Source organism: Hymenobacter montanus (assembly GCF_014699115.1).
In the GTDB taxonomy this organism is placed as follows: Bacteria; Bacteroidota; Bacteroidia; order Cytophagales; family Hymenobacteraceae; genus Hymenobacter; species Hymenobacter montanus.
On sequence record NZ_JACXAD010000021.1, the window covers coordinates 22108 to 49028 of the forward strand.

At 57.0% G+C, this 26921-nt stretch carries 33 protein-coding genes; 1 reads left to right on the forward strand and 32 read right to left on the reverse strand.

Annotated features, from left to right (window positions below; genetic code table 11):
- Positions 1-9: 9 nt before the first annotated feature.
- The 11 genes from IC235_RS16855 to IC235_RS16905 all read right to left on the reverse strand — a co-directional run bounded on the left by IC235_RS16855 (position 10) and on the right by IC235_RS16905 (position 8911).
- Positions 10-519, reverse strand: a complete 510-nt coding sequence (locus tag IC235_RS16855) for an NADH-quinone oxidoreductase subunit J family protein (RefSeq protein WP_191006369.1) — start codon at positions 517-519, stop codon at positions 10-12.
- Positions 520-601: 82 nt separating this feature from the next.
- Positions 602-1183, reverse strand: coding sequence for a NuoI/complex I 23 kDa subunit family protein (locus IC235_RS16860; protein WP_191006370.1), 582 nt, complete (start codon positions 1181-1183; stop codon positions 602-604).
- A 5-nt stretch (positions 1184-1188) separates the two neighbouring features.
- Entirely contained in the window at positions 1189-2283 is a 1095-nt protein-coding gene (gene nuoH, locus IC235_RS16865; protein ID WP_191006371.1) for an NADH-quinone oxidoreductase subunit NuoH, read from the reverse strand.
- Between the two features lie 69 nt (positions 2284-2352).
- Positions 2353-3369, reverse strand: coding sequence for a 2Fe-2S iron-sulfur cluster-binding protein (locus IC235_RS16870; protein ID WP_191006372.1), 1017 nt, complete (start codon positions 3367-3369; stop codon positions 2353-2355).
- Positions 3370-3528: 159 nt separating this feature from the next.
- On the reverse strand, positions 3529-4869 hold the full coding sequence (gene nuoF, locus IC235_RS16875) for an NADH-quinone oxidoreductase subunit NuoF (protein ID WP_191006373.1): 1341 nt from the start codon (positions 4867-4869) through the stop codon (positions 3529-3531).
- Between the two features lie 26 nt (positions 4870-4895).
- Positions 4896-5231 (reverse strand): hypothetical protein, encoded by a 336-nt coding sequence (locus IC235_RS16880; protein ID WP_191006374.1) that lies wholly within the window; start codon positions 5229-5231, stop codon positions 4896-4898.
- A gap of 4 nt (positions 5232-5235) precedes the next feature.
- Positions 5236-5808, reverse strand: coding sequence for an NADH-quinone oxidoreductase subunit NuoE family protein (locus tag IC235_RS16885; protein WP_191006375.1), 573 nt, complete (start codon positions 5806-5808; stop codon positions 5236-5238).
- 21 nt (positions 5809-5829) lie between these two features.
- On the reverse strand, positions 5830-7017 hold the full coding sequence (nuoD, locus tag IC235_RS16890; protein ID WP_223847378.1) for an NADH dehydrogenase (quinone) subunit D: 1188 nt from the start codon (positions 7015-7017) through the stop codon (positions 5830-5832).
- Between the two features lie 194 nt (positions 7018-7211).
- The gene (locus IC235_RS16895; protein ID WP_191006377.1) at positions 7212-7772 is read right to left on the reverse strand and encodes an NADH-quinone oxidoreductase subunit C; all 561 of its coding nucleotides are present in this window, start codon (positions 7770-7772) and stop codon (positions 7212-7214) included.
- 116 nt (positions 7773-7888) lie between these two features.
- A complete protein-coding gene (locus tag IC235_RS16900) occupies positions 7889-8443 on the reverse strand; it encodes an NADH-quinone oxidoreductase subunit B (protein ID WP_046244221.1) in 555 nt (184 codons plus the stop codon).
- A 75-nt stretch (positions 8444-8518) separates the two neighbouring features.
- Positions 8519-8911 carry an NADH-quinone oxidoreductase subunit A gene (locus IC235_RS16905; RefSeq protein ID WP_191006378.1) on the reverse strand — a complete coding sequence of 131 codons (393 nt, stop codon included), beginning with the start codon at positions 8909-8911 and terminating at the stop codon, positions 8519-8521.
- Positions 8912-9040: 129 nt separating this feature from the next.
- Here IC235_RS16905 and IC235_RS16910 point away from each other — a divergent pair, with 129 nt between their 5' ends.
- Complete coding sequence (locus tag IC235_RS16910) at positions 9041-9652, forward strand: Uma2 family endonuclease (protein ID WP_191006379.1); 612 nt, start codon at positions 9041-9043, stop codon at positions 9650-9652.
- Positions 9653-9886: 234 nt separating this feature from the next.
- Here the strand turns inward: IC235_RS16910 and pruA are convergent, their stop codons facing one another.
- From pruA to IC235_RS17015, 21 genes are all read right to left on the reverse strand, one after another.
- Positions 9887-11554: an L-glutamate gamma-semialdehyde dehydrogenase gene (gene pruA / locus IC235_RS16915; protein ID WP_191006380.1), complete on the reverse strand. Its 1668-nt coding sequence runs from the start codon at positions 11552-11554 to the stop codon at positions 9887-9889.
- Between the two features lie 257 nt (positions 11555-11811).
- Positions 11812-12204 (reverse strand): hypothetical protein, encoded by a 393-nt coding sequence (locus tag IC235_RS16920; protein ID WP_191006381.1) that lies wholly within the window; start codon positions 12202-12204, stop codon positions 11812-11814.
- Positions 12205-12251: 47 nt separating this feature from the next.
- Entirely contained in the window at positions 12252-12806 is a 555-nt protein-coding gene (locus tag IC235_RS16925; RefSeq protein ID WP_191006382.1) for a nucleoside/nucleotide kinase family protein, read from the reverse strand.
- Positions 12807-12935: 129 nt separating this feature from the next.
- Positions 12936-13631, reverse strand: a complete 696-nt coding sequence (locus IC235_RS16930; protein ID WP_191006383.1) for a YjjG family noncanonical pyrimidine nucleotidase — start codon at positions 13629-13631, stop codon at positions 12936-12938.
- A 112-nt stretch (positions 13632-13743) separates the two neighbouring features.
- Positions 13744-14682, reverse strand: coding sequence for a geranylgeranylglycerol-phosphate geranylgeranyltransferase (locus IC235_RS16935; RefSeq protein ID WP_191006384.1), 939 nt, complete (start codon positions 14680-14682; stop codon positions 13744-13746).
- A gap of 133 nt (positions 14683-14815) precedes the next feature.
- Positions 14816-15010 carry a cold-shock protein gene (locus IC235_RS16940; protein WP_191006385.1) on the reverse strand — a complete coding sequence of 65 codons (195 nt, stop codon included), beginning with the start codon at positions 15008-15010 and terminating at the stop codon, positions 14816-14818.
- A 144-nt stretch (positions 15011-15154) separates the two neighbouring features.
- The gene (gene iscX / locus IC235_RS16945) at positions 15155-15391 is read right to left on the reverse strand and encodes a Fe-S cluster assembly protein IscX (RefSeq protein WP_317173601.1); all 237 of its coding nucleotides are present in this window, start codon (positions 15389-15391) and stop codon (positions 15155-15157) included.
- A gap of 146 nt (positions 15392-15537) precedes the next feature.
- Positions 15538-15873 (reverse strand): 2Fe-2S iron-sulfur cluster-binding protein, encoded by a 336-nt coding sequence (locus IC235_RS16950; RefSeq protein ID WP_223847375.1) that lies wholly within the window; start codon positions 15871-15873, stop codon positions 15538-15540.
- A 70-nt stretch (positions 15874-15943) separates the two neighbouring features.
- Positions 15944-16744, reverse strand: a complete 801-nt coding sequence (locus IC235_RS16955) for a Rossmann-like and DUF2520 domain-containing protein (protein WP_191006387.1) — start codon at positions 16742-16744, stop codon at positions 15944-15946.
- Between the two features lie 103 nt (positions 16745-16847).
- Complete coding sequence (ccsA, locus tag IC235_RS16960; RefSeq protein WP_191006388.1) at positions 16848-19454, reverse strand: cytochrome c biogenesis protein CcsA; 2607 nt, start codon at positions 19452-19454, stop codon at positions 16848-16850.
- A 383-nt stretch (positions 19455-19837) separates the two neighbouring features.
- On the reverse strand, positions 19838-20266 hold the full coding sequence (locus tag IC235_RS16965; RefSeq protein ID WP_191006389.1) for a cytochrome c maturation protein CcmE domain-containing protein: 429 nt from the start codon (positions 20264-20266) through the stop codon (positions 19838-19840).
- 92 nt (positions 20267-20358) lie between these two features.
- Positions 20359-20601, reverse strand: a complete 243-nt coding sequence (locus IC235_RS16970; protein ID WP_191006390.1) for a CcmD family protein — start codon at positions 20599-20601, stop codon at positions 20359-20361.
- Positions 20591-21256: a cytochrome c biogenesis protein CcsA gene (ccsA, locus tag IC235_RS16975; protein WP_191006391.1), complete on the reverse strand. Its 666-nt coding sequence runs from the start codon at positions 21254-21256 to the stop codon at positions 20591-20593. Before ccsA (IC235_RS16975) ends, IC235_RS16970 begins: the two co-directional genes overlap by 11 nt.
- A 106-nt stretch (positions 21257-21362) precedes the next feature.
- A complete protein-coding gene (locus tag IC235_RS16980) occupies positions 21363-22031 on the reverse strand; it encodes a heme exporter protein CcmB (RefSeq protein ID WP_223847379.1) in 669 nt (222 codons plus the stop codon).
- A gap of 87 nt (positions 22032-22118) precedes the next feature.
- Positions 22119-22256 carry a hypothetical protein gene (locus tag IC235_RS16985; RefSeq protein WP_191006393.1) on the reverse strand — a complete coding sequence of 46 codons (138 nt, stop codon included), beginning with the start codon at positions 22254-22256 and terminating at the stop codon, positions 22119-22121.
- Between the two features lie 405 nt (positions 22257-22661).
- Positions 22662-23405 carry a hypothetical protein gene (locus IC235_RS16990; protein ID WP_191006394.1) on the reverse strand — a complete coding sequence of 248 codons (744 nt, stop codon included), beginning with the start codon at positions 23403-23405 and terminating at the stop codon, positions 22662-22664.
- A 265-nt stretch (positions 23406-23670) separates the two neighbouring features.
- Entirely contained in the window at positions 23671-24072 is a 402-nt protein-coding gene (locus IC235_RS16995) for a hypothetical protein (RefSeq protein ID WP_191006395.1), read from the reverse strand.
- A complete protein-coding gene (locus IC235_RS17000; RefSeq protein WP_191006396.1) occupies positions 24062-24355 on the reverse strand; it encodes a hypothetical protein in 294 nt (97 codons plus the stop codon). The genes IC235_RS16995 and IC235_RS17000 overlap by 11 nt, the downstream gene beginning before the upstream one ends.
- 199 nt (positions 24356-24554) lie before the next feature.
- Positions 24555-25481: a hypothetical protein gene (locus IC235_RS17005; protein WP_191006397.1), complete on the reverse strand. Its 927-nt coding sequence runs from the start codon at positions 25479-25481 to the stop codon at positions 24555-24557.
- 168 nt (positions 25482-25649) lie between these two features.
- Entirely contained in the window at positions 25650-26093 is a 444-nt protein-coding gene (locus IC235_RS17010; RefSeq protein WP_191006398.1) for a hypothetical protein, read from the reverse strand.
- A 63-nt stretch (positions 26094-26156) separates the two neighbouring features.
- Positions 26157-26726 (reverse strand): immunity 53 family protein, encoded by a 570-nt coding sequence (locus tag IC235_RS17015; RefSeq protein WP_191006399.1) that lies wholly within the window; start codon positions 26724-26726, stop codon positions 26157-26159.
- Positions 26727-26921 lie beyond the last annotated feature (195 nt).

Consider the following 26921-nt stretch of genomic DNA (forward strand, 5'->3'; position numbering starts at 1 on the left):
AGGGGGAAGCTAGAAGTTCCGCTCGCCTGTTTCGCGCTTGCCCAACATCACGGCACCCACCATGGCGGCTAGCAGCAGCACCGAGGCCAATTCAAACGGCAGGGCGTATTGTTGAAACAGAACCAGCCCGAGCCGGTCAACCATGCCAATTTGCGAGTCGAACGTGGCCGGGTCGTAGCCGGCGGGGTTGATGTTACGCATGGCTGCAACCAGTATCAGCAGCAGGGAGCCCCCCGCAATGGCCGCCGCAACCTTCGCTAGGGTGGGCTTGTGCGGCTCGGTTTCCTCGTTCAGGTTCAGGAACATAATCACGAATAGAAACAGCACCATGATAGCCCCGGCGTACACGATGATGTTCACGGCGGCCAGAAACTGGGCGTTCAGTAGCAAGTAGTGCCCGGAGAGCGTGAAGAACGTAAGAATGAGGAAGAGCACGCTGTGAACCGGGTTTTTGGCCAGTATCACGCCCAGGGCACTGAGCAAGGCGACGAACGAGAGAAAGAGGAAGAGAGGAGACATACGGTAGCGCGGAGGTTGCAGTCCGCGCGTAGAGTGCTGGGAAAAGGTACTTGCAAATGCGGACTGCAAGGCCCGCGTTACTTTAGGTTAGCTGCTTTTGGCGCAACTTCTCGGCCTGCTCGGGCGTGAGCTGGATGCCGCGCTTCGAGCGCTTATCCGGCGAAACGGGCTCCACCAGCCGGTCTTTGCCGTAGATGAACTCATCGCGCTCGAAGCGGGGCGGCGCCATTTTGTCGGCTTGCAGATACACGGCGGCTTTGGGGCAGGCTTCCTCGCAGAGGCCGCAGAAGATGCAACGGAGCATGTTCACCTCGTAGCTCACGGCGTACTTCTCCTCGCGGTAGAGGTTCTCCTCGCCCTTCTTGCGCTCGCCAGCTACCATGGTAATGGCTTCGGCAGGGCAGGCCACGGCGCAGAGGCCACAAGCGGTGCAGCGCTCCCGCCCCAGCTCGTCGCGCTTAAGCACGTGCAAGCCCCGGAAAACGGGGGAGAAGGGCCGCGTTTCGTCCGGATAGCGCACGGTGACTTGCTTCTTGGTAGCAGCCCGGAAAAAGTGCCGCATCGTAATGGTCAGGCCCTGGAAGATAGCCGGCAGGTAGGCCCGCTCGGCCAAGGTCATAGGCTTCTTTTCGAGAACTTTAGCTCGCTTACTTAAGGATTCCATGGTCGTTATTTAATCACCCCGAACGTAATCAGGCCGCCCGTCAGCATGATGTTGAAGATAGCCAGTGGGATGAGAATCGTCCAGCCCAGACGCATGAGTTGGTCGTAGCGGAAGCGCGGTAAGGTCCAGCGCACCCACATAAAAAAGAAGATGAAGCCGAATATTTTGGCGAACAAGCCCACCAGCCCCAGGATGGTGATGATGTTTTGGGCAGTTACCAGCTCCAGACCCTGCGATGATACCAGCCAACTGCGCAGGTCGTATTGAAAAGGAAAGTTAAAGCCGCCGAAGTAGAGTACGCTCATCACGGCCGACGCCACGAACACGTTGATGTATTCCGCGAACAGGTACAGGCCCATTTTCATGGAGCTGTATTCGGTGTGGTAGCCGCCGATGAGCTCGGTTTCGCACTCCGGCAAGTCGAATGGCGTCCGATTCGTTTCGGCGAAAGCGCACACGATGAAGATGATAAAGCCCAGGGGCTGCTTCATCACGTTCCAGTTAAAAATATCCTGCCACACAAAAGGGGCTGCGGATGCCTGTTGGATCGTGATTTCACGCAACGACAAGGTCTGCGAAATCATCAGGACGGCAATTAGGGCCAGGCCCATGGCGATTTCGTAGCTAATGTTCTGCGAGGCCGCGCGGATAGCGCCCAGCAGCGAAAACTTGTTGTTCGACGCCCAGCCACCAATCATGATGCCGTACACGCCCAGCGACACCATGCCGAACACGTAGAGCATGCCGACGTTAATTTCAATGCCTTGCAGATGAACCACCGTCTCGCCAAACTGCAGCACGTTGCCGAACGGAATAACCGCCGATGACATTAGGGCCGTCGTCATGGCTAAGCAAGGCCCGAACACAAATAGCGCCCGGTTGGCACCCGCCGGGAAGAATTCCTCTTTGGTGAAGAGCTTCACGGCGTCGGCCAGGGGCTGGAGCAGGCCAAAGGGCCCGGCGCGGTCCGGGCCCACCCGGTCCTGCAGGAAGGCGGCGATGACGCGCTCGGCGTAAGTAGAGTAAGTGGCAATCAGCAGCGAAACGCCGAAGACTACCAGAACGACGAGGCCTTGCCAGCCCAGAGCGGGGAGAGTCATAATTTATTTTAATGAATCAAAATGCCATGCTGAGCGCCGCCAGGCATGACCAACGATTATGATTTTCAATTAGCCATTAATGCCGCCCAGGCGTAGCGGCGGGTTGCGTTCCAGTTCGCGGGTGGTGCTTTCGGGTAAGTCCAGAATTACCTGCGGGTTCACCACCGGCAATTCGTAGTGGTTGGCCGAGATAACCGAGGCGCGGCTGATATGCGCCGGCCCTTCGAGCACCCAGTCCGAAGTTTCCTTTTTGTCGAAGCGGCAGGTATTGCAGATCCACTCTTTCACTTCGCCGTACTGGTCTTTGCGGGCCGTTACCCGGAGCACGTCCTTGCCTTTGTACCAGAGGGTGACCCGGCCACAGCACTTCTCGTTTTCGCAGTCGCGGTGGGCGTTCACGGGTTTGGTGAACCATACGCGCTGCTTGAAGCGGAAGGTCTTGTCGGTCAGCGCGCCTACCGGGCATACATCGATAACGTTGCCACTGAACTCGTTGTCGATGACGTTTTCGATGTAGGTGCCGATTTCCGAAGCATCGCCGCGGCCCAGTACGCCGTGCACCCGCTCGGGGGTGAGCTGGTCGGCGGTGTACACGCAGCGGTAGCACAGGATGCAGCGCGTCATGTGCAGCTGGATGAGCGGGCCGATGTCGATTTTCTCGAAGGTGCGGCGCTCTTCCTCGTAGCGGGTGGTGCTTACCCCATGCTCGAAGGCAAAGTCCTGCAAGTCGCATTCGCCGGCCTGGTCGCACACCGGGCAATCGAGCGGGTGGTTGATGAGCAGCATTTCCACGATGCCCTTGCGCACGTCCATCACCTGCTGGGAAGTCGTATTCTCGACCACCATGCCGTCTTGCACCGTCGTGATGCACGAGGCCACCAGCTTGGGCATGGGCCGCGGGTCCTTGGCCGAGCCGGCGGCCACGCGTACCAGACAGGCGCGGCATTTGCCGCCGGTGCCCTTCAGCGGGGTGTAGTAGCACATGGCGGGCGGCACCACGCCCCCACCAATCTGGCGGGCCGCGTTCAGGATAGTGGTTCCATCCGGAACTTCTACCTCAATGCCGTCGAAAGTTATTTTAGCCATTTTTATAGAGAGCTTAGATGTTAGAGCTCAGAACTTAGAATTTAAATGTTAGAGGCCAGAGCTCAGATGTGGGGGCTTGAAGGAGTAATCGATTGACTTCCAGTGGAACTCAAAATTAAAAAATCTAAGTTCTGAACTCTAGCATCTAAGCTCTAAGAGCTAGGCCAGCACGGGGGCGTTGCGGTACGCGGCGCCGGGCATGGTGGCCTCTTGGGGATGGGTTACGTGCCACTCAAACTCGTGGCGGAAGTGACGGACGGCGGCAGCTACCGGCCAAGCGGCGGCTTCGCCGAGGGGGCAGATGGTGTTGCCCTCAATCTGCTTGGCTACACTCACGATCAGGTCGATGTCGTGCATGGAGCCGTGGCCGTGTTCGAGGCGGTGCAGCACCTTTTCGAGCCAGCCGGTTCCCTCCCGACAGGGCGAGCACTGCCCGCACGACTCGTGGTGGTAGAAGCGGCTGAAGTTCCAGGTGTTCTTCACGATGCACGTGGTTTCGTCCATGGCAATAAAGCCACCGGAGCCCAGCATGGTGCCCGTGATGAAGCCCCCGTCGGATAGCGACTCGTAGGTCATTAGGCGGTTTTCGCCGGCGGCGGTTTTCAGGATAAGCTCCTTGGGCAGAATCGGCACCGACGAGCCACCCGCTACCACGGCCTTCAGGTCGCGGCCTTTCCAGATGCCGCCGCAGTACTCATCCGAGTAAATGAATTCCTCCACCGGCACGCCCAGCTCGATTTCGTAGATGCCGGGCTTGTTCAGGTGGCCGCAAGCCGAAATCAGCTTGGTACCCGTGCTTTTGCCAACCCCCAGCTTGGCGTATTCGTCGCCCCCTTCGTTCACAATCGGAACCACGGCGGCAATCGTTTCCACGTTGTTGACTACCGTGGGGCGGGCGTAAAGGCCCTGCACGGCCGGGAAGGGCGGCTTGTTGCGCGGGTTGCCCCGCTTGCCCTCCAGCGACTCGAGCAGCGCCGTTTCCTCGCCGCAGATGTAAGCGCCGGCCCCCGGGTGCACGTGCAAATCGAGCGAGTAGCCCGAGCCGAGGATGTTCTCTCCCAGGAATCCCGCCGCGTAAGCTTCGGCAATGGCCTTTTCCAGAATGCGCAGCACGTACAACAACTCCCCGCGGATGTAGATGTAGCTGGTGCGGGCGCCCAGGGCGTAGCTGCCCGTAATCATGCCCTCAATGAGCAGGTGGGGCAGCTTCGACATGAGCTGGCGGTCCTTGAAGGTGCCCGGCTCCGATTCGTCGGCGTTGCAGACGAGGTAGCGCGGCACACCCTCGGGCTTGGCCAGGAAGCTCCACTTCATGCCCGTGGGGAAGCCCGCACCGCCGCGGCCGCGCAGGCCCGACTTCTTCACTTCTTCCACCACTTCGTCGGGCGTCATGGTTTTGAGTGCCTTTTCCACGGAGCGGTAGCCGCCGTGCTTGCGGTATACATCGAAGGTATCGATACCTTCAACGTTGATATGTTCAGTTAATAGCTTGCGGCCCATAGTAGTAAGCGTTATCCCGATGACTTTTAAACTATTTGATGCCGCTGTTCCAGACGAACCAATTGGGCCTCGAAATCCTGATTAACGGTTTGTTGCTGCCCCAATGCTCGGCTAATGGAATAAGTCATGAATTCCATGTTGTTTTTGCTTTCTTCCTGAAAGACCGTCAGGATGTTGTTGGTATGCTCCTGCTGCTTCAGTACTACTTCGGCGGTGCTATTCAGGGCCTCTTTCATAATTCGGATGTCGCTCTGCATGACCCGGATGTCGCTTCGCATGGCATAGATGCTATCCTTCACCTCATGCATTTCGATAAGAATCTCCGAGATGATAAGCGGCAAATCCCGATTCTGGTCAGCCATGAGATTAGTAGTTTTTGAGTGAGTTCGGCAAGCCGGTTTCCTCCCAAGGTAGTATCGGCCGGTGAACTAAGCTCTTCAACTCGTTCAACATGACGTCCACTGCTTCCGGCGTGTCCAGCTGCTCGTAGTATTTCTCGCGCACCTGCACGATGGGGGCAAAGCCGCAGGCGGCCAGGCACTCCACTTCTTTCAGGGTGAAGGTACCGTCGGGCGAGGTTCCGCCCACCTTAGCCCCCGTGATGCGCTCCAGGTGGGCCGTCAGCTCGTCGGAGCCCCGCAGCATGCAGGGGCCGGTCCGGCAGATTTCCAGCACGTGCTTGCCCACCGGCTTGAGGTTATACTGGGTGTAGAAAGACGCTACTTCGTACACTTCAATCGGCTTGAGCCCCAGGGTTTCAGCCACCAGGTCCTGGACTTCGGGGCTTACCCACCCGCCGAACTCGGCTTGGGCAATGTGCAGAACCGGCAGCAGGGCCGACTTGCTGCGGTCGGCCGGGTAGTGCGTGAGCAGGCGCTTGATTTCCGCCTGGGCAGCGGGAGAAAATTGCGGTTTGGGGGGCGCGGTGGTCGGCTCCATATCAATCAATTTCAACAAATACTAGGCGTCCAGCTCGCCAGCAATGACGTTCATGGACGAAAGAATGACAATGGCGTCGGAGAGCGTAGTGCCCACGGCCATTTCCGGGTAAGCCTGGTAATAGATAAAGCACGGCCGGCGGAAATGCAGGCGGTAGGGCGTGCGGCCCCCGTCCGAAATCAGGTAGAAGCCCAGCTCGCCGTTGCCGCCTTCCACGGAGTGATACACTTCACCCACCGGCGCGTCAATCTCGCCCATGATGATTTTGAAGTGGTAAATCAGGGCCTCCATGTTTTTGTACACTTCCGGCTTGGGGGGCAGGTAGTAGTGTGGCGCATCGGCGTGGTAAGGGCCTTCGGGCAGGTTTTCCAACGCCTGGTTGATGATGCGCAGGCTCTGCCAGATTTCCTCATTGCGAACGATGAACCGGTCGTAGGTGTCGCCGTTGGTGCCCACCGGAATGTCGAACTCGAAGTCTTCGTAGGAAGAGTAGGGGTTCATGGCGCGCACGTCGTAGTCGACGCCCGCCGCCCGCAGGTTAGGGCCCGTGAAGCCGTAGTTCAACGCTTTCTCCGCCGAAATCGGCCCCACGTTCACCACGCGGTCCATGAAAATGCGGTTGCGGTTGAACATCGACTCAAACTCCTTCATCACTGTCGGGAAGGTCTTCAGCCAGTCGCGCAGCTTCTGCAGGGCCACCGGGGAGAAGTCACGTTCCATGCCGCCCACGCGGCCCATATTGGTGGTCAGGCGGGAGCCACACACCTCCTCGTAGATTTCGTAAATCTTCTCGCGCTCCTGAAACACGTACAGGAAGCCGGTGAACGCACCGGTGTCCACGCCGAGGATAGAGTTACAAATCAGGTGGTCGGCAATACGGGCCAACTCCATCATAATCACGCGCATGTACTGGGCCCGCTTGGGCACCGTTACGCCGAGCAGCTTCTCCACCGTCATGTGCCAGCCCATGTTGTTGATGGGTGACGAACAGTAGTTCATCCGGTCGGTGAGGGGCGTGATCTGGTAGAAGGGCCGGCGCTCCGCAATTTTCTCGAACGCCCGATGGATGTAGCCGATGGTGGGCACGCCCGACACAATCCGCTCGCCATCCATCTGCAGGATGTTTTGGAAAATGCCATGCGTAGCCGGGTGCGTGGGGCCCAGGTTCAGCGTCGTCAGCTCCTGGCTGAAATCGTTGAGCAGGGGCATGAGTTGGCCGTGGCGCTGCGCGGCGGCCTCTTCGTGTATTTTATGGGTGCCTTCCAGCGTGTCGTTTACTGCCATGGGTATTGGTGCATGGTTGTTAGTGCTTGGTGCCTAGTGCATGGTGCTTGGTCCTATATCCTATGCTCTCTGTCCGTTTGCGCCAAGCACCAAGCACCAACAACCATGCACCAAAATAATTAGCGGCCGAAGAACAGGTCGGTTTTATCTTCGCGGGTACCATCCTCGAGCGGGTATTCTTTCCGCATGGGGTGGTAGTCCATGTCCTCGACGTTGAGGATGCGAATGAGATTGGGGTGGCCGGTGAAGATGATGCCGAAGAAATCATAGGCCTCGCGCTCCATCCAGTTGGCGGTGGCGTAGAGGTCGGTCAGGGTTGGCACCACCGGGTCGGTGATGGGGAAAAAGATTTTAATCCGCAGGCGGATGTTCTGGGTCAGGCTGTGCAGGTGGTAAATCATGCCCAGCTCCTGGCCTTCCCGTTCCGGGTAGTTGATGCCGCACATGGTCGTCAGGAAGTTCAGCTTGATTTCCTGGTCCTGTTGCAGGCCGGCGATGATTTCGTGGATGCGCTCCCGCGTGGTAGTCACCGTTAGCAGGCCGTAGGGCTCTTCGACATCGGTAAAGGTGCCCTCGCCAAACAAGCGGGTGAGCAAAGCCAGTACCCGCGCATTCTGAACCTTGATGGGGTCTTCGGCAACAGCGGCTTCGGGAGCAACAGCAGATTCCTGAGGATTCATTTATTAGAACTGAGAGCGTAGAACTGAGAGCTTAGAAGGAGCTGAGTTAGAAAGAAAGCCGGCTTGCGGTCTATGATCTAAGCTCTAGGTTCTAAGCTCTCAGTTCTAAAAGAAAGCTACTTGATGTTGTAAGATGCCAGCAGGGCCTGATATTCGGGCGCGTTGCGGCGGCGGAAAGATTCGTTCTTGGCCAGATCCTGCACCCGCATCAGGCCATCGAGCACTTGCTCGGGGCGGGGCGGGCAGCCGGGCACATACACATCGACCGGAATAATGCGGTCGATGCCTTGCAGCACCGAGTACGAGTCGAAGATGCCACCCGAGCAGGCGCAGGCACCCATGGCCAGCACCCAGCGGGGCTCGGCCATCTGCTCATACACTTGCTTCACGATGGGGGCCATTTTCTTGGCGATAGTCCCCATTACCATCAGCAGATCAGCCTGGCGGGGCGAGAAGCTGGGCCGTTCGGAGCCGAAGCGTGAGATGTCGTAGTGCGAGCCCATAGTGGCCATGAACTCGATGCCGCAGCAGGAGGTAGCGAAGGGCAGGGGCCAGAGCGAGTTAGCCCGGGCGATGCCCACCACTTTTTCGAGCGAGGTGGCAAAGAAGCCAGCGCCTTCAATGCCCTCGGGGGCCTCGACAGTTTTGATTTCCGGAACGCGGGTATCCATAGGTAAGATTGGTCAGATTTGAGGGCCCAATGGCCTAATTGCCAACACCAGCGGCGCGGCAAAAGTTTGGCTGGATCAGGCTTCGTTCCAGCGCAGGACGCCCTTTTTGATAATGTAGGCGAAGCCCGCTAGTAGGAAGGCCATGAACAACACCATAGCAATAAAGCCCTCGTTGCCCAAGGCCCGAAAGTTCACCGCCCACGGGTACATGAAGATGACTTCGACGTCGAATAGCACGAATACAATGGCCGTGAGAAAGTATTTGACCGAAATGGGCGTTCGGGCATTGCCGATGGATTCGATGCCGCACTCAAAAGCCTCATTCTTCACTTTGCTGGTCCGCTTGGGGCCGACCAGGTGCGAAACAATCATGGCGAAGGCCACAAAGGCCAGCGCCAGACCAAATTGAATGAGAATAGGAAGGTAATCGGAAGGCTGATAATTGGCAGCCGGCAGAGCTAATAGCATAGCAGTCAGGTTAGAAGGTAGCAGCTCCCCAAGGCGCTGAAGAGCAAAGGTAGCGCTTCGGGGCTTGGGGCGCAACGCCGAAAGCCCCGCGGCTGTTCAAGCGTATCTTTGAGGAGCAAACAAGACGTCATGGAACAGCAAAGGCGCTACACGGTAGAAGAATATTTTGCCCTCGAAGAGCAAAGCGAAACCAGGTACGAGTATGTTGATGGCGAAGTGTTTGCCAAGGCCGGAGCCGACGTTGCGCATAACTTAATCGGCTTAAACTTCGCGACATCATTCCGGCAGTCCTTGCGTGGCCGCGCTTGCCGCACGGTAATGGAAAGTGTACAGCTAGCCGTACGGGAAGGTAGCCACTATACGTACCCCGACGTGATGATTAGCTGTGACCCGGGCGACCAGCAGGCTAAGCGCATCCTCCGCGCGCCAGTATTGCTGATAGAAGTGCTGTCGCCTTCAACTGCCGAGTACGATCGGGGCCGGAAGTTCAATCAGTACAAGCAGTTACCTTCTCTGCAGCACTACCTGCTGGTCTCGCAGACTTCCTGGCTGGTGGAGTGGTTTCGCCGCGAGGCTAATAATATCTGGAGTTTTACACCTCTGGTAGAAGCTGACGAAGCACTGGTCATTCCCGCCTTAAATATCAACCTGACGGTGGCCGAGATTTATGAGGGAACGGGTATCGCCCCGCTTCGGATTGTGGAAGAGCCGATACCAGGTTATCGTGAGGAGCATCCCTAGCGCCGGATTACGGTCTGTGTACCTGTCGCCAAACCTCTGCGTCCTGGAGCTTCACGCATGAGGCGAACCGGGGTCGTACCCGGGAGGGCTCGCCCCGTAGGGGTCACGTGAGGTTCCCCTACGGCCGCGCCGGCTACACTTATCCGGAAACCGCTCTAACAACAAAAGCCGCCCCCGTAATAGAAGCGGCTTTTGTTGTTGCGGCTAGCCCGAAGAATAGCCGGTAAGAGGCTTTTAGAAACCACCAGCCGCCACATCCAGCGTCTCGTTGGTGGCGACCCCCAGGAAGGGGTAGCGGTAATCGACCGGCGGCACGAAGGTTTCCTTAATAGCGCGGGGCGACACCCAGCGCAGCAGGTTCAAGATGGAACCAGCCTTGTCGTTGGTGCCGGAGGCCCGGGCTCCGCCGAAGGGCTGCTGACCAACCACGGCCCCCGTAGGCTTGTCGTTGATGTAGAAGTTGCCCGCAGCATTCTGCAGACGCCTTGAGGCCAGGTCGATGGCATAACGGTCTTGCGAGAACACGGCCCCGGTGAGCGCGTAGGGCGAGGTGCTGTCCACCAGGTCCAGGGTTTCCTCGAACTGGTTGGCGTCGTACACGTGCATGGTCAGCACGGGGCCGAATAGCTCCTCACACATGGTTACATACTTTGGGTCCTTGGCTACGATGATGGTGGGCTCCACGAAGTAGCCTTTGGACTTGTCGTAGTTGCCGCCGGCAATGATTTCAACCGCCGGGTCGGCCTTGGCCCCGTCGATGTACTTGGCCAGCTTATCGAAAGAAGCCTCGTTGATAACGGCATTGATGAAGTTGCTGAAGTCTTCCACGTCGCCCATCTTGAACGACTTAAGGTCTTCCACTAAGTAGCCCTTCACTTCCTCGTAGAGGTTACTGGGGAGGTATACCCGCGAAGCCGCCGAGCATTTCTGGCCCTGGTACTCGAAAGCCCCGCGGGAAATGGCCGTGGCGACGGCTTTGGCGTGAGCCGATGGGTGGGCCAGAATGAAATCCTTGCCGCCGGTTTCGCCCACGATACGGGGGTAGGATTTGTACTTGTGAATGTTTTGGCCGATGGTCTTCCAGATGTTCTGAAACACGCCCGTGGAACCAGTGAAGTGGATGCCCGCGAAGTCGCGGTGGTTGAACAGCACGCTACCGGCCGTAGGACCGTCGACATACACCAGGTTGATAACCCCGTCGGGCACGCCCGCCTCTTTAAACAGCTCCATCAGTACCTGAGCGGAGTAAATCTGCGTGTTGGCGGGCTTCCATACCACCACGTTGCCCATCATGGCCACGGAGGAGGGGAGGTTGCCGGCGATGGAAGTGAAGTTGAAGGGAGTGAGGGCAAACACAAAACCTTCGAGCGGACGGTGCTCGAGCCGGTTCCACATGCCCGGCGACGACTGCGGCTGCAGCTCATAGATTTCCCGCATGAATTGCACATTGTAGCGGAAGAAGTCGATCAGCTCGCAGGCCGAATCAATCTCCGCCTGGAAGGCGTTTTTACTCTGGCCCAGCATGGTGGCCGCGTTCAGGCGGGCGCGGAACGGGCCGGCTAGCAGTTCGGCCGCCTTCAGAAAAATGGCGGCGCGGTGCTCCCAGGGCATTTCCGACCAAGCCGGACGAGCGGCCAGGGCGGCGTCTACGGCCTGCTGCACGTGGCTGGCCTCGCCCAGGTGAAAGTGGCCGAGGGTGTGCTGATGGTCGTGGGGCGGGCTGATGCGCTGTAGCTTGCCGGTGCGTACTTCCTGGCCGCCGATGTGCATGGGAATGTCGAGCTCCAGTTGCTTGAGGCGCTTGAGCTCGCGGTGCAGCTCAGCCCGCTCGGGCGAGTCGGGGGCATACCCTTTTACCGGTTCATTTATTGGGGTCGGGACGTTAAAAAAGCCGTTGGCCATAAGGTTCAGGTTAGGTTGATGTATTTTGGATGGGATGCGGCAAAGGTAGGGTGATATGGCATCTGCTATAAGGCCGGGATGATGCAATGTCAGAGAGCATAACTACGGCTCCAGCCGCGCTCAATGAGTGTTTTTGCGGTCATCCTCTCGCCCGACCCATAGGTCCACGTCAGGGCCACATGGCCGGCTGGTTTCGCCTCGGCGACGCAAGCAGTGCGGGAGAACCAGGCGTACAAATCGGGAAAGATTGATGACGTTTAGCGCGCATAGTACCTGGTGGAGTCAAAGTGCAGCTCGGCCCAATTTAAGTTAGTGGTACGCTTCCACCAGCCCGCTACCCGGTTTAGCTCGTCGATTTGCTTTTTGCTGCGGTTAATCAAATATGCTTGGGGCAAGCCCGCCCCAGACTCATTGTAGTGAAGCTCGATGGTATCCCCGGATAAATGAAAGCGGCCTGACTCGTACGCGGCGGGCAGAGTGATAGTAAATTGACCATCCTTAAATAGCGTCAATCCCCACATGCCCAAAGCATTATCCGAATACGCGTAGAGGATGACCGGCCGCAGCGGGGTTGGCCAGAAACCGTAGGCCAGCAGTAGGATGCCTGCGCCGAACAGGAAAAGCCTTCGCTTACTTTTTACCGTGCTCATACTCCGCCGAATGAGATTTTGGGATTAATGGTGTGGCCAGAAGCTGGCTACTGCGGCAGTTGATTTCGTAGCGTCTGCACTTGCCGCTCCAGGTCCTGGAAGGAGCCCTCGTTATGAATGATGAAGTCGAAGTGCGGGTAGTCATCCAGGGCCGTTTCACTCGGGTGGTTGTCGTCGCGGGTGCCGTCGCCGCGCTGGTGTAGCGGGTCGCCTTCGATGCGCAGCATCAGGCCACCGCGAGCCCGAATGAGGTCGGCTTCGTTGGGAAAGCGCACGTCGGGCACCAGTACATTGGCATTGGGGGGAAGCCGGGCGAAGAACGCATCAACCCACACCAGGGGCTCCCAGGCGCGCAGGGCCTGACCCACTTGCTGGAGCATCTCGCCCCGGGTACGCTGGAAAACGGGCACAATTTGCGCTTTGCCCTTTTGCGAGTAGTAGGGCGCCACGTCTTCGCCCGTAAGAGCGGCGCAGACTGCCTTGATGGAATCGCCAAAGGAGCGGATTTGCCAGTTGCGCTCGGGTTGCTGCCGTTGCAGCAGGCGCGCCACGGTGTCCTTGCCACTGCCCCGGCGACCAGACATGCCAATAAGTCGAATCATGGAATTAGAACTTAGAATTCAGAGCCTAGAGCCTAGAGCTTAGAACGGAGAGCTTAGATTTTTAGAAGAGAAGGTAAAGTCCCTATGCTCTTGCTATAGTCTAAGCTCTGAGTTCTACGTTCTAGGTTCTCAAAGAATGTTTTTCAACTCACTCAGGCAGCTGATTTCGTGCGTGGTCTCGGTGAAGTGGCGCCGTTTGGCGGGGTTGAAGTACACCTGGTCGATGCCCGCATTGTAGGCGCCGAGTACGTCGCACTCCAGGTTGTCGCCAACCATGAGGCTTTCGGCGGCGGTGGCCCCGGTGCGCTCCAGGGCGTGGGCAAACATGCGCGGGTCGGGCTTGAGGTGGCCGCTGTGCTCGGAGGTAATAACTTCCTCAAAATAGGGCGTCAGGTTCGACGAAGCCAGCTTAAGGCTCTGGATGTCGTTGAAGCCATTGGTAATGAGGTGCAGCCGGTACTTGGGCTTGAGGTAGGTGAGGACGTCGTGGGTAAAGGGAAACACCGCCGACTTCAGCGGCAGGATGCTGGTGAACTCGGCCGAGATACCGACGGGAATTTCGGCCTCGGGTACGCCAAGCTTGCTCAGGGCCCGAACGAAGCGCACGTCGCGGAGTTGCTGCTGCGAAATCTTATTGCTTTGGTACAGCCGCCACAGCGCGTGGTTGATATCGCTGTACACCCGGATAAACTGCTCCGCGGTGAAGGTGCCGTAGCGCGCAAAATTATGTCGCTCAAACAGCGTGTGCAGAGTTTCGTTGGCATTCTGCTCGAAATCCCAGAGCGTATGATCGAGGTCAAAGAAAATATGACGGTAGGCCTTCATGACGGGGGTAGTTTTCAGTTGCTAGTCGCTAGCGGTTGGTTATCAGGCCGTGAGTTGGTACGAGATCCGGTTACATGGTCAAGCCTGCCGCCCAGCCGCTAACAGTTAAAAGTCACCCCACGCCCCCGGCCAACGCCATGCTGAGCACGCCGGCCAGCATAATGGCTTTGCACCAGCTACTAAGGTGTTTGAAGTGACGGCGGCGGTCGGCCCGAACGAGCAAACGCGTGAGTTGGGCCAAGGGAAGCAGCACCAGCACCGTCAACCACAGGCCCAGGGGCCAATGCCCGCTGGCGAACATTCGGGCGGTAGCACCGGTGGTAAGCAGTGCCAGGCAGACCAGAAAAGCGCCCGCCACCCATTTGGTTTGGGCCACGCCCACCACCAGGGGCAGCGTCCGGCAACCGTGCTGGGCGTCGCCGTGCATGTCTTCAACATCCTTCACGATTTCGCGCACCATGGTGAGCAGAAAGGCGGCCAGCGCGTAAGGCCACACCACGCTGTGGCTGCTGTGGCGGGCGAGCTGCAGTTGCAGCTCCGGCAGCAAAACCAGCGCGGCCGTGAGCGTAGCGATGCTGGCGTTGCCAGCCAGCGCCACCCGCTTAAAGCGGGCCGAATAGCCCCACAGCAGCAAGGCCGTCCCCAGGGTAACGACGCCCAGCACCGGATGCAGCCAGCTGGCCAGCAGCACGCCCACGCCACTGAGCAGCAAGTGGGCCAGCATCGCCTTCCGCCGGTTCACCACCCGGCCAATCACCAGCCGGTCGGGCCGGTTGATGGCGTCGATTTTGATGTCGTAATAATCGTTGATGATGTAGCCGCCCGCCGCTACCAGCAGGGTCGCCGTCACCAGCAGCCCAAAGCGCGAACTCAGCAAGGCCGTGCCCAGCGGTTGCTCGGGCAGGAGCAGGCCCGCCCGAACCAGGAGGAGGCACAGCAGCATGATGAGCAAATTAGGCCAGCGCACCAGCTTGGGCAAGGCGGCCCCCAGCCCCCCGGCCGGATGCGGCGGCAGCACCGGAGTTGGCGGCTTGAGTGGGGGCGGGGTCATGCGAGGCGTTGGTAGAAGGCAAAGGTCGTTGAAAGAGCCCGGCCTTCGGTAAAAAGGTGCCCATGAGCAATAAAAAAGCTTCTCCGGAATGAAGAAGCTTTTTAGCTCAGTGAAGTGGTCCGCTGGGGGCACCTCAGATTTTGCGCACGTTTACAGCGTTGATTCCTTTGCGGCCTTCCTGCGTTTCAAACTCTACTCGGTCGTTTTGCTGCACCGTGGCTCCGTTCAGTCCGGTTACGTGCACGAAGAAGTCCTCCTTCGTCTGGTCGTCGGTCACGAAGCCGTAACCTTTTTCTACATTGAAAAATTTAATGATGCCGGTTTTCATGCAAGAAACAAAAATTGGGAAGGTGAAAAACTGTCCGGGTAAAGGCTGCGAGGATGCCTGAAATGGGAGTTGGATGCCATTTCAGGCCAGCTTACGGCGGAAGCCAACGCGAGGTTGGGCATTAATCATCCTATATCCCGGCCGTTATTGATTGTCGCGCCACTCGTACACCCACTTCGCCTGAATCTGCTCCAGATGGCCTTCGGTGGCTTGCTCGCGGGTGCCGGCGAAGTTATCCAGGCTCAGCACCCACTCAATCAAATCGGTAAAGCGGATGCGGTAGATTTTGGCTTCAGTGAAGTCGTCGCCAAACTTCTCGTAGAGCGCCATGGCGATGTCTTCGTGGTCGGCCCAGTGCATGGGGGGCTCAAAGTGGTTCACTGGTGAAATGTGAGAATGTGGGTTGATGTGAGAATGTGAAAATGTGGGTTGATGTGAGAATGTGAAGATGCACAAGAATTGAGAAAATGTGCTTTGCCAATGGCATTTCCACATTTTCACATCATTCATATTTCCACATTAAAAAATTAGTGGCCCAGGAAGTGTTGGGGCGGGATGGTAACCACCAACTGAGTGTTGGCGGCTACTATGCACTGGCAGGCCAGGCGGGAGTTGATACGCGGGTTTTCGGCGCGGTCAATAAAGTCTTCTTCCTTGTCGCTGATTTCGGGCAGGTGCTCGCCGCCGGAGTTGACGTAGATGTGGCAGGTGCTGCAGCCACATACGCCCCCGCAGTTGTGCTGAAGCTGGATGCCATTGTTGAGGGCCACATCGAGCACCGACTCGCCGGGGGCCGCCACGTGGGTTTGAGCCGGCTGGCCGTTGCTGAGCTGGAAGGTGATAGTGGTAGCAGGAACAGACAAAACAAGAAGCTGAAAAGCGAGAAAATACACGGCGTTTGCCGCCGCAAAGGTACTTCGCCCAACCCCGGCATCAAAGGTGGGCTTGAATACTGGCGGTGAGCTGCTCGTAAAGCGCCCGCCAAGCCGGGTGTTCGGCCAGCGCCGTACGGTGCGCGGCCAGCGTAAGCGCATCGCGGCGGGCCGCGGGCCCGGTCTGCACGGCGAAAGGCGGATGGGCCAAGGCTTTGTCAACGGTTTCGCGCACCAGCGGCGCCAGCAGGGTGGGCGACAGGCCCGCCTCGGCTAGCAAGGCATCCGCAACGCCCAACAGGTGATTGGTGAAATTGTTGGCGAACACCGCCGCGACGTGCAGCTTGAGCCGCTGGGCCGAGTCGAGCCGCAACACCTGGGAGCTGAGGCTGCGGGCTAATTCCAGCAGCGTGGCCTCGGTCGCCGGGTCGGCGGCTTCGATGCACAGGGGCACCGTCGGCCAGTCGATGGTCCGGCCCGGGCTGAAAGTTTGCAGCGGGTAAAACACCCCACCGCGCACGGCCGCCTGGCCCGCGAATACATCCAGCGGCAGGGCGCCGGCCAAGTGGGCCACCAGTGCTCCCGCGGGCCAGGTGGTGCTCTGCAATAGCGGAGCCACGGCCGCGTCGGGCACGGCCAGCAGGTAGACATCGGCTGGGGGCAGGGGCGCGGGCAACACGCTGAGTAGCTGCGCGCCAGGTAGTTGGTCAGCCAGAGCGGTGGCTCGTTGGCCGTTGCGGCCCCACACGAACGCAATGCGGTGGCCCACCGCGGCCAGCCCCGGTCCTAACTGGCTAGCTACCTTGCCAGTACCGAGCAAGCCAATGCGCAGCGAAGTAGATGGGCGGGGCAGTTGTGGCATGGTGGTCCGGCCGGTTTTGAGTTCGATGACAAATAAAGAGCAGCAAAAGGCCGTTCCAATAGCTGGGAACGGCCTTTTAGCGAACGAGGAGCCTTTTTGGTGCTTAGCCCACGGGCTGGGGCCGCGCCGTGCGGGCCGGCGCGGCTTCGTCCAGCGGATCGGGAACCGGGGTTTCGGTCGGGCCGCCTTTGCCGCCGCGTTGCCGCACGCTCAAGCCAAAGCCCAGGGCCATGAGCAGGGTGCCGCTCCACAGCAGGTTAATGAAGGGCTTTTCCATGGCTTTGAGGATAACGTAATCCTTCTGGGTGGTGCTCACGCCGAAGGTGAACTTGCCCTTAACCGGGTCGATGGCGTTGAGGCTAACCCGGATGCCGAGGTCGTCCACGTCGTCGGGCACGCGGCCCACCATGCGGTTGCGCAACACAAATACCGGGTGGCAGTGGTATTGGCGCTTCTCGCCGTGCACAATCAGGTCGGCTTGCAGGGCTAGGTCGCCCTTCTGCAAGTTGAGGCCGGCGGTTTCGTGGGCCGGCTCAATGGCCCGGAACACGGCGAAATAATCATTTAGGAAAATGGTGTCGCCCACGCCTAAAACGTGCTCCTTGGCCTCGCTCCAGGGTCTTTCCTTACGGGGGTCGAGCACCGAGCTAACGTGCGTGTAGATGTCGTGGCCCCAGAACTTCTTGATGGCGGGCGAAGCCAGTAAGCCCCCGCCGCCCATCTCGTCGTTGACCTGCGCCCGGGGGTAGAGCACGAATTGCTCGCCCGACTTTTGGTTTTTGTAGGCGATACGGTAATACGTGTTTTCGGGCAGGATATCGAGGGTGTCACCGGTTTTGTAGTAGGTCTTGCCCTCACTGGTAATGGGGGCCCGGGCAATGGCCTTGTAGTCATCGTCGGTGCGGAACAGGAACTGCTTGTCGACGTAGCCCGGCACGCCGGGCACATCCAAGTACTGGCCGGTGTAGGTTAGCTCATAGCCGTGCATGGGCGTGGTCTCGTTGCGCCACAGCAGCACGTTGTCGCGGTTTAAGTCCTCGGTAAACTCCCGTGAATACAGCAGGCCCGAAACGTTGCGCGAAATAATGTTGGAGTAGCCCGAAGAAGCCAGAATGCCCAGCAGCATCAGCGCGATGCCCAGGTGGGCCACCGCCCCGCCCGAGAGGCGACCCCCCCGGCGCAGCAAGGTGAAAATAGTGCCGAAGTTGGCTAACACGCCGAACAAGCTCGCCAGCACCAGCACCACGTAGGCGGGCGCGATGGTGAGGCCGTTGTAGCGCACCAGCAGCACCACCAAGGCCGTGCCCAGCAGGGTCAGCAGGGTGGGCGCGGTCAGGGAGTTGACCAGGGTAGTTTTATCGTTGCGCTGCCACCACATAACCTGGGCCAGGCCCGACAGCAGGGCCACGCCCACGCCCATCCACAGCTGTAGCTTGGTATAGTGGGCAATCTGGTCAGCGGGCAGGGCCACGTTGGTTTTGATGCCTACCAGGCCCATCAGCGCATTATAAACGGGAATGCTGGTGGTAAACAGCACCTGGAAAGCCCCCAGGCAAAGCACCGTAGCCCCCACAAATACCCACAGCTCCGGATTGTAGGCGGTCAGCTCCTTATCGGAGATGGGGATCGACTTCCAGCGCCGGACGAGCAGGGCCACGGCCAGCACGGTGAAGGCGCCGAGGTAAATCAGCAGCTGCCCCGATAAGCCTAAGTCCGTGAAGGAGTGCACCGAGGCATTGCCCAGCACCCCGCTGCGGGTGAGGAAGGTGGCGTACAAAATCAATACAAACGTGGCTACGACCAGCGCGAACGAGGTGCGCAGGCCCGTGCGGCGCTTTTGCCAGAGCACCATGCCGTGCAGCGAGGCCACCAGCACGAGCCAGGGGATGTACACGGCGTTCTCGACCGGGTCCCAGTTCCAGTAGCCCCCGAAGTTGAGGGTTTCGTAGGCCCAGTAGGCGCCCATTACCACGCCCACGCCCAACACTCCCCCGCCAACCAGCGTCCAGGGCAGGGCCGGTTTAACCCAGGCGGTGAGCTCTTTTTTCCAGAGGCCCGCGATGGCGAAGGCAAATGGCACCAGGGTGAGCGCGAAGCCGAGGAACAGGGTAGGGGGGTGAATCACCATCCAGTAGTTCTGCAGCAGGGCGTTGAGGCCAGTGCCGTCCTTGGGTACGAAGTCGGGGTTCATTTTGAACACCGGCAGGTCGGTCAGGAAGTCGCGCAGCAGGATAAACGGTGACGAGCCGACCTTGACTCCCCCGAGCACCACGCCCAAAATCATGCTCACCAAAAACAGCTGCACGCCGCTGAACACGGCCATCACGGGTGCTTCCCACCGGCGGCCGAAACGGATGAGGCAGCAGCCCAGCACGACGTGCCAGAAAATCCAGAGCAGGAAGCTGCCTTCCTGGCCCTCCCAGAAGCAGGAAATCATATACTCCACCGGCAGGTGGTTAGAGCTGTGGCTCCAGGCGTAGTAGTACTCGTAGCGGTGCGCGTGAATGATGTTGAACAAGCACCCCACCACCGAGAACACCGCCGCACCATGCACGAAAAACGCCCCGCGGGCCAGGCGCAGCCAGTTGGCATCGTTGTCGCCCAACGCTCGCCCCTGGGTGGCCTGGAAGTAGCTGTAAGCCGCCACCAGCGCCGCCACAAAGGCAACGATGACGCTCAGGTGGCCGATGTTTCCTACTAATAAGTTCATAAGCTAAGAATATCAGGCAAATTTACCGCTGCGCCACTTGAGGCGGCAGTGCCACTAACCCCAGTTAGTGGAAAAGCGATTGCGCCGCGGACCACAGCCCGCGACGACTCTCGGTGTTATCATTGGCTATCGAGGCTCAGGCGGCCCGCGGTAAACCATTGAAAAAGCCCACTGCCACGAAGAAAGGGGAGTTTCGGTAGCCAGCGGTCCTAGCAGTGCTCGGTCATCAAGATCAGCTAAGCCATTGTTTGCCTTCGCTGCTTCGACGGTTGCTGCGTTAGAACTTAGAGTTTAGAACTTAGAGCTCAGAACATCACCTTATTTTTAGGCCAAGCCGGCTCCTCTCTTTGTTCTAAGTTCTCGGTTCTAATGCTAACAGCAGCTTAGTTCGCAGAAGCCGTCGCACCATTTAACTCTTTCTTCACGTACTTGCTGGGGCACTTCAGCAGGATGTTGTCGGCCATAAATACCTGGCCTTTCATGCAGCCGGTAATCACCACCTGCTCGGAAGCGTCGAAGTCCTGGGGCTTGGGGTTGTTATACACTACGCGCTGGGCTACCCGATTCGTGTCAATCAGGGTGAAAGCAAAGTAGTTCGGGTCGGTCGTGGGGTCGTATTCCAGGCCCACGGGCTGCTTCCGGGCATCACGCGGGAGCTTGCCCACGACGTGCACTTTGGTGGTGTTACCCTCGGCGGCTCGCTGCCGGGCCTCGCCAAAGCTCACGTACACGCTGGCATCGGCGGTGGTGCTGAGGATGATGGCGGCGGCTACCGCGATAATGGCCATGATGAAAAGGTGCGACTTCTTCATATCACGAATTGTTCGAATTTGAGCGAATCTGGTGTTATGGAATAGATTGGGGCTCCCGAGGATAACAGCTCATTCTACTGTTGGGTGCCCAGCTATTTTTTTATTTCCTGCTCCAGCTTGCTGACTTTACGGTCGAGTGAGATCAGGTAGAACAGCAGGCCGGCGACGATAATAACTACGGCCGCCACCACCACGTAAATTTTGCCGCTTTGCCGCAGGGCATCCGCCATTTCGGGGGCGTCGGGCGCCTGGGCCAGCGCGGTAGGGGCGGTGAACAGAACGAGGTGTAGCAGGCACCACACGCCGGCCAGGCGCGGCAGGAAGTTATTTTTCATCGATTTTCAATTGCAAAAACGCCAGCCGGCTGCTCACCTGAGTCATCCAGAAGGCAAAAAGAATCCAGCCAATCACGGCCGGGTAAAATACTAGGCGCATGGTGCTGTCGAGGTCGTACTTGTTGAAGCCCGGGTTGCCGGTTTGGCCGGGATGCAGGCTGTTGCCCGAAATTCGGGGCAGGATGAACAGCAGCGGAATGGCCGCCGCAAACGCAAAGATGTTGTAGATGGCCGACACCCGGGCGCGCTGCTGCTCGTCGCGGAAGGAGCCGCGCAGCACCAGGTAGGCGCCATAGATGAGCAGGGCCACTGCTGCGGCGTTCAGGCGGGGGTCGGGGGTCCACCAGGCGCCCCAGGTGTATTTGGCCCACAAACTACCCGTGGCCAGCCCCAGCACGCCCAGCACGATGCCGCTCTTGGCCGCTTCGTGGCTCAGAATGTCGAGCCGGGCCGAGGGCTTGTTCAGGTACTGCACCGAGCGAAACACCGACGTGCACAGAATCACCATCATGGCAAACCACATGGGCACGTGGAAGTACAGGTTGCGAATGCTTTCGTTCACAATCGCCAGCCGCGGCACGGGTAGCAGGAAGCCCGCCACTGCCGAGTACAGCAGGAAAACGACGGTTAAGAGTTTCCACCAGGTAAATTTCATAGCTGCGCAGTTGGTATTGGGTAGTCAGCAGTCCAGTAATAACAGTCGGGCGAGAAGGTAGTTAGGCATGGGGGCTGGAAACCCCGCCCGCTACAACTACTGGAAATCAGCCCCGCCACAGAAAAGGAAACAACACGTACGACACCGCGCCCACCAGCATGTTCAGCGCCAGCAGCGTGAGCAGCGACTGCTGGCTCACGCTCCGGTCCAACCCATCAAGGGCGTTCTTACTTACCTTGATGAGCAGCAGCAGCATGGGTACCATCAGCGGGAAGCCCAGGATGGCCATGAGGGTGGCCCCGTTGCCCCCGGCCTTGGCCGCGATGCCCGATACCAGGGTCAGCGTAGTCGCAAAGCCGATGGCCCCAAGCAGCAGGTTGCCCACAAACAGCGGGGCGTCCTGAATGGGGTTGCCGAGGAACACCGTGTAGAGAAACAGCCCCAGCAAGGCTACGGCCGTCAACAGCAGGGCATTGTACAGCATCTTGGCCAGGATAATGGCCTGGGGCCGCACCAGCGTGTAGTAGTAGAGGCGCTGACCGGGGCTCTCCTGCATAAACCCTTTGGCTACGGCATTAATGGCCGCAAACAGCAGGATAACCCACAGCAGCGCGTTCCAGGCCGGGGCCGGCGGCTGTCCTCCACGCAGGCTAAAGCTCAGGAAGCACACGAATACCGTGCTGCCCACGTACAGCAGCAGCCCACCCAAGGCCGCGCGCTGCCGCCATTCGAGGCGAAAGTCCTTGGCTAACAGGGTGTAAATCTCGCGAAGCAGCGGCACGGGCACGGGGGTGGTTTGGGGCCGCAAAGATACGAACGAACCCACCCCGAACGCATGGCTTATAGTTACTCCAGTGTTCATCTAAGCATACACGTACCAGCCCTGGGGCACCACCATCCTCAAGCGCAACGCCTCGTAGTGGTTCAGCGCCACTGCGCTCAGCTGTTGGGTCTGCTGGCCAATTAGGTTGCTGGCAGCGTCAAAAACGAGCAGGCTCATGTGCCCTGGGGCACCCCACCGCTTGAATGCAAAGAGCGCTGGTGGAGTCGCGTGTACCCAAGCGGATGAGCAGCGGCGCGCCCTGCCCACGTAGAAACCGACCGGGTGCCCACCGACAATTTAAGCGAACCCTAACGGATACCATATACCACGGGTGTGAGGTGAACCCATATTCGGCCGCACATGATTAGCATCGAGGGCGCTTACATCAATATTCTCAGTACAATATTCCACTTCAGGTAACTCTTTATGCGAAAATATTCGTTCCTTAATAAGCTTGAGGGCATCTTCGTAATTGTATGCTGTGACACCAAAATTTCTATTGCTGTATGGTCTTGTGTTAAACCCAAACCAATACCTTGTCAAGAAGGTCTTATGCATTTTGCCGTATTATTAACGTGAGGGCTAGGGCATAAATATAGGTCGTGCATTAAGCGCAAATTTAATTGCGGGCCCGATACGAGGATTGTAAGTGCGCCCAATAATTCCTGTTTGGGTATTAAATTTCGGTAGCTTCCTTCGAGCTTTTGACAAAGCGGGCGTCGTCTGGCGCGTGAGCCCGGCCAGTTCCAGCCCCGTGGGGTGGTACTGCGTTTCCTGCACCAGCAGCCCTTGGCGATGCTCGACGGTGACGTCGTCAAAGAAGACATCGACATTGCTCTCGTTGCCCACATAGGCACTCACGTACCCGTCCTGCGGCACCACCACCTGCAAGCGCAACGCCTCGTAGTTATTGAGCGCCGCCGCGCTCAATTGCTGGGTTTGCTGGCTCACCAGGTTGCTGTCGGCGTCAAAGACGAGCAGCCGCACGTAGCCCCGGGGTACGCCGCCACTCAGCTGTGGTACTGCGGCCAAGCCCGCCGCCACGCCCACTTGCAGCAGCGGCAGCCCCCCACGAGGTACCCCGTCGGGCGGCGTCGGCTGGCTCGGCGCGGGCTGCAAGAGCCCGGTCAGGAACGAAGCCAGCGAGAACCAGAAGTTATGCGGTACCGCCTGCGGATAGAGTCCTGGCGCGGTCACGCGCACCGTATCGCCCCGCTGCACGGCCAGTTGCTTCAGCGGGCCCAGCGGCTGGGGCGTGCTGCCCCCCGCGTTGAGCCGAGCCGCGTACTGGCCCGAGCGAGCCCGGGATCCGACAAGCTGCGCCACGGGCGGGCTGAAGGGAAGTCCCCACCAAGGAGGTAGGGAACCTTCGCAGCCAGTATGGCGGGGCAACTGGTTGGTGCTATCGACACATCAAAGAACGAAGCGGTCCGCATAGGACTACCGGATGCCACTGCTGCTGCAACAATAGCTTTGTGATCAAGGCTTCATAGTTATTTAGAGTAGCACTTATCTATTGTTCGCTAGCCTACCAGTGAGGAGTCCTTAGTGAAAGTCAAAGAGCAACCTACCTAAAATTAGAGTGCCGCCTTTAGTGTTTATAAAATAAGATGCCAGGCCCAGGTGATTCACTTTCATAGTAAGCCAATTTGCCAGGTATAAAGGATAGTATGGAACCAAATGCCCTGCCCAATACTAGCTCTATTGAACCCTGAACAGGAATCTCTTTTCCAGATATAACCTTGTCTTCGGATATAATATAACAACTGTCTTTTTTATAGACTTTATCTACAAATTTGTAGATAAAGTCTATTTGTGCAGTTGGGCTACCTTTAGGTAGTGGTTGAATAAATCTCTCCTCAAATGCATTTAAGTGAGCTAGGCGCGCTGCGAATGACGGCTCTCCCGATTCTAGCAAAGCTAAGCATCTACCTTTTCGTTCCTTGGAAATAAAGGAATTTATAAATTCCTTGGCATGCAGATTATTCGTCATAAGTATAAAAAACGTCAAATTCCGTTGTGAAATTCTTTTGAGATTTTGCTGCAAGTCTATGCAGCTTTTTTGTTTGAAGTGAGTTTTCAGGTTGAAAAATCTCCAAATCATCAATAGATTCTACTCGGAGATAGTATTCACTGAGCTCCTGAGTTATGTTTTTAATTGCAACATCTCTATTTTCAGCATAAGTAACTACATTAACTACAACTCCTTTATAATTTTTAAAAGGGCCAGCGTCAAAATTTGGCATGGCATTAACTGTACTAATCCAAATGGGCATAAGTGATTTCTCTTAGAGTAAGTGCGAGGAAGAGGCTGACTTAATTTGATGAATTTTTAGGATAATGATAGTGGACATTATTGCTCACTTTCCCTGCATTGCTACCATAGTCTTTTGATTCTTTACCTTTTCCTTCTACTCCGTTGCCATTATGAAAGTGATCACCGCCTTTCGTATCCTTAGTATACTTCACCGGCGTTCATCTTCCTCCATTTGCCCTATCATTACGGGCAGCATCTTTGGCTTGTTTAAAAGTTCCTTTGTTAACAGTAACCGGACGGGGTTTTACCCCATCTCCTCCTATTGGTTGCTTGGTCTTTGGGTCCATTGCTCTTCCTCCGTTCGTCTGACTTTTAGGTAAAGGTCTTCCAGTGCGACTAAGGTTATCACCTGACTTGACAGAGTTGAGTACCCACTGCCGCATTAGTGGCACTTCTAAACCTGCTGGCATGCCAGCATCACCACCTTTAAACACTTCTTCTAAAGTTTGTGCAGACGGCATATTGTTGGTTACCCACGTTCCGGCAGCAACGGCCGCTCCGATTAAGCCAATCGCTAAGGATACTTCCTGAAGTGTTTGCACCGTCTCTTCAACAATCCCTGGAGGTGGCATAACTATCTGAGCGACTGGAACTCCTCCTCCTGGGTTGCGGCCATCCGGGTCATTAAAGCGCACGGCGTTATCATAGCTAAAGGCATAGGGCGACAAGGCTTCCTGGCCGTTCTCCACCTCGGGGTCCACCCCGGGCAGGCGGTCAATTTGCGCGTCGAACATGCGCCAGTCGAGCTGGGTCCAGTTCAGGCCCAGATCCGCCTGGAACTCCTTGCCATTCCACCGGTACTGGTTCAGCGGCTTCAGCCCCGGTGTCTCGCGCGTGAGCCCGGCCAGTTCCAGCCCCGTGGGGTCGTACTGCGTCTCCTGCACTTGCAGCCCTTGGCGGTGCTCGACGGTGACATCATCAAAGAAGACATCGACGTTGCTCTCGTTGCCCACATACGCACTCACGTACCCGTCCTGCGGCACCACCACCTGCAAGCGCAGCGACTCGTAGTTGTTCAACGCCGCCGCACTCAACTGCTGGGTCTGCTGGCTGACCAGGTTGCTGTCGGCATCAAAGACGAGCAAGCGTACGTAGCCCGGGGCACCCCGCCGCTCAACTGGAGCACGGAAGTCAGACCTGGCGTACCCGGACCACCACAGGGGCGTGGTTGGGGCCCTCGTGCACGCTCACCGTCTGTACTAGCTGGCTTGTTAATAAAGAAAACGTGTCGCACGTGGCACAAACAATCTGAGCTATTTTGTGTAAATTTCAATATTAACCTGTTGGTGGATTAGAGGATTTATTGGCAATATAGTTTGAGGAATGAGACTAAGCAAAGAATCAGATAGCTCTTTCCTATCTAACGCCTTACTAGGGGCTGCTACTAAATAATATAACGGACTTTCGTAATTATTTAGGATTGATTTATCGTAAGAAAAAAGCCCACGTCTAGCAAAATTTAAAAATGATTCCACGTAAAGATCAAACGATTTTTGATCGGGTAGTGATACAAAGTTACTGAGATCCTCATTTATGATAACCTCAGGCGAAACAATAGGTAATGAAAGCACTTTAGTGGCAAGTTCCGATATATGCTCGTCTACAAAATAAGGGACAAGCCCTCCTGCTGATGCAAAATGTAAAACAGCATTTAAATTATTAAATGCAAACCAGTCGACATCAACTCCTTTAAACATTTGAATTTATTTAGCTGTATAGCCGTAGGAGAAGGGCTTGCGCACGACCACCGAGACGTAAGTTTAACTAGCATGTTTGGCATGTATATAATTCCATCCATAACGATACACTAGCATGATTAATGATTGCATATCAAGATCAGAATTATTAATCAGCTTTTCAAGAATAGGACGAATAGCATTTGCTAGAGAAGCACCCTTTTCATGCATATTAGCTGAAGATATTTGCTCTTCATCTATTATCTTATATAAGTACTCTCTGACTGGCTTAGGTAAACCTTTACTTATAGAATATCCCTCCGCAAAAGGGATCATACGTGCCTGTGGACGATCCGCCAGATACCTTGCCTCTCCTAGTTCAACAAGGGCCTTGAAATCCGAAATCACAAAATCCAGTTTATTAGGACTACACAAGCTACTGAAAACACCATCAACAATAACGATACTATACCAATCGCCTGCGGATTCTTCTATTGTTGGGATGCTGATTCGTACATCTTCTAACTCAGTATACGCTAGGTCTATTTTTATAGACCACCCAGGGTTATCCAAGGTACATATTTTTATTCCATATTCATGCTCCCATTCTTCGTCGCATTGGGAGAGAAACCATTGTTGAAGCCAGGTAAGCATAGCAGTAGGTTGGGTAAGTTCTGGCAGATAAATAAGCCATTGCGATGTTGTGTGTTTAGCTTAACTGACGCGCTTCTGTGTAGAATTAAGCTTAGAACCTTTGGTTTCGAGGTAACTCGTATGTTTTGGGCGGTCTAACGCCTCCTGGAATTGTTTTGCCATTCATGTGAGGTGTGGGTACACCATTATGTGGCG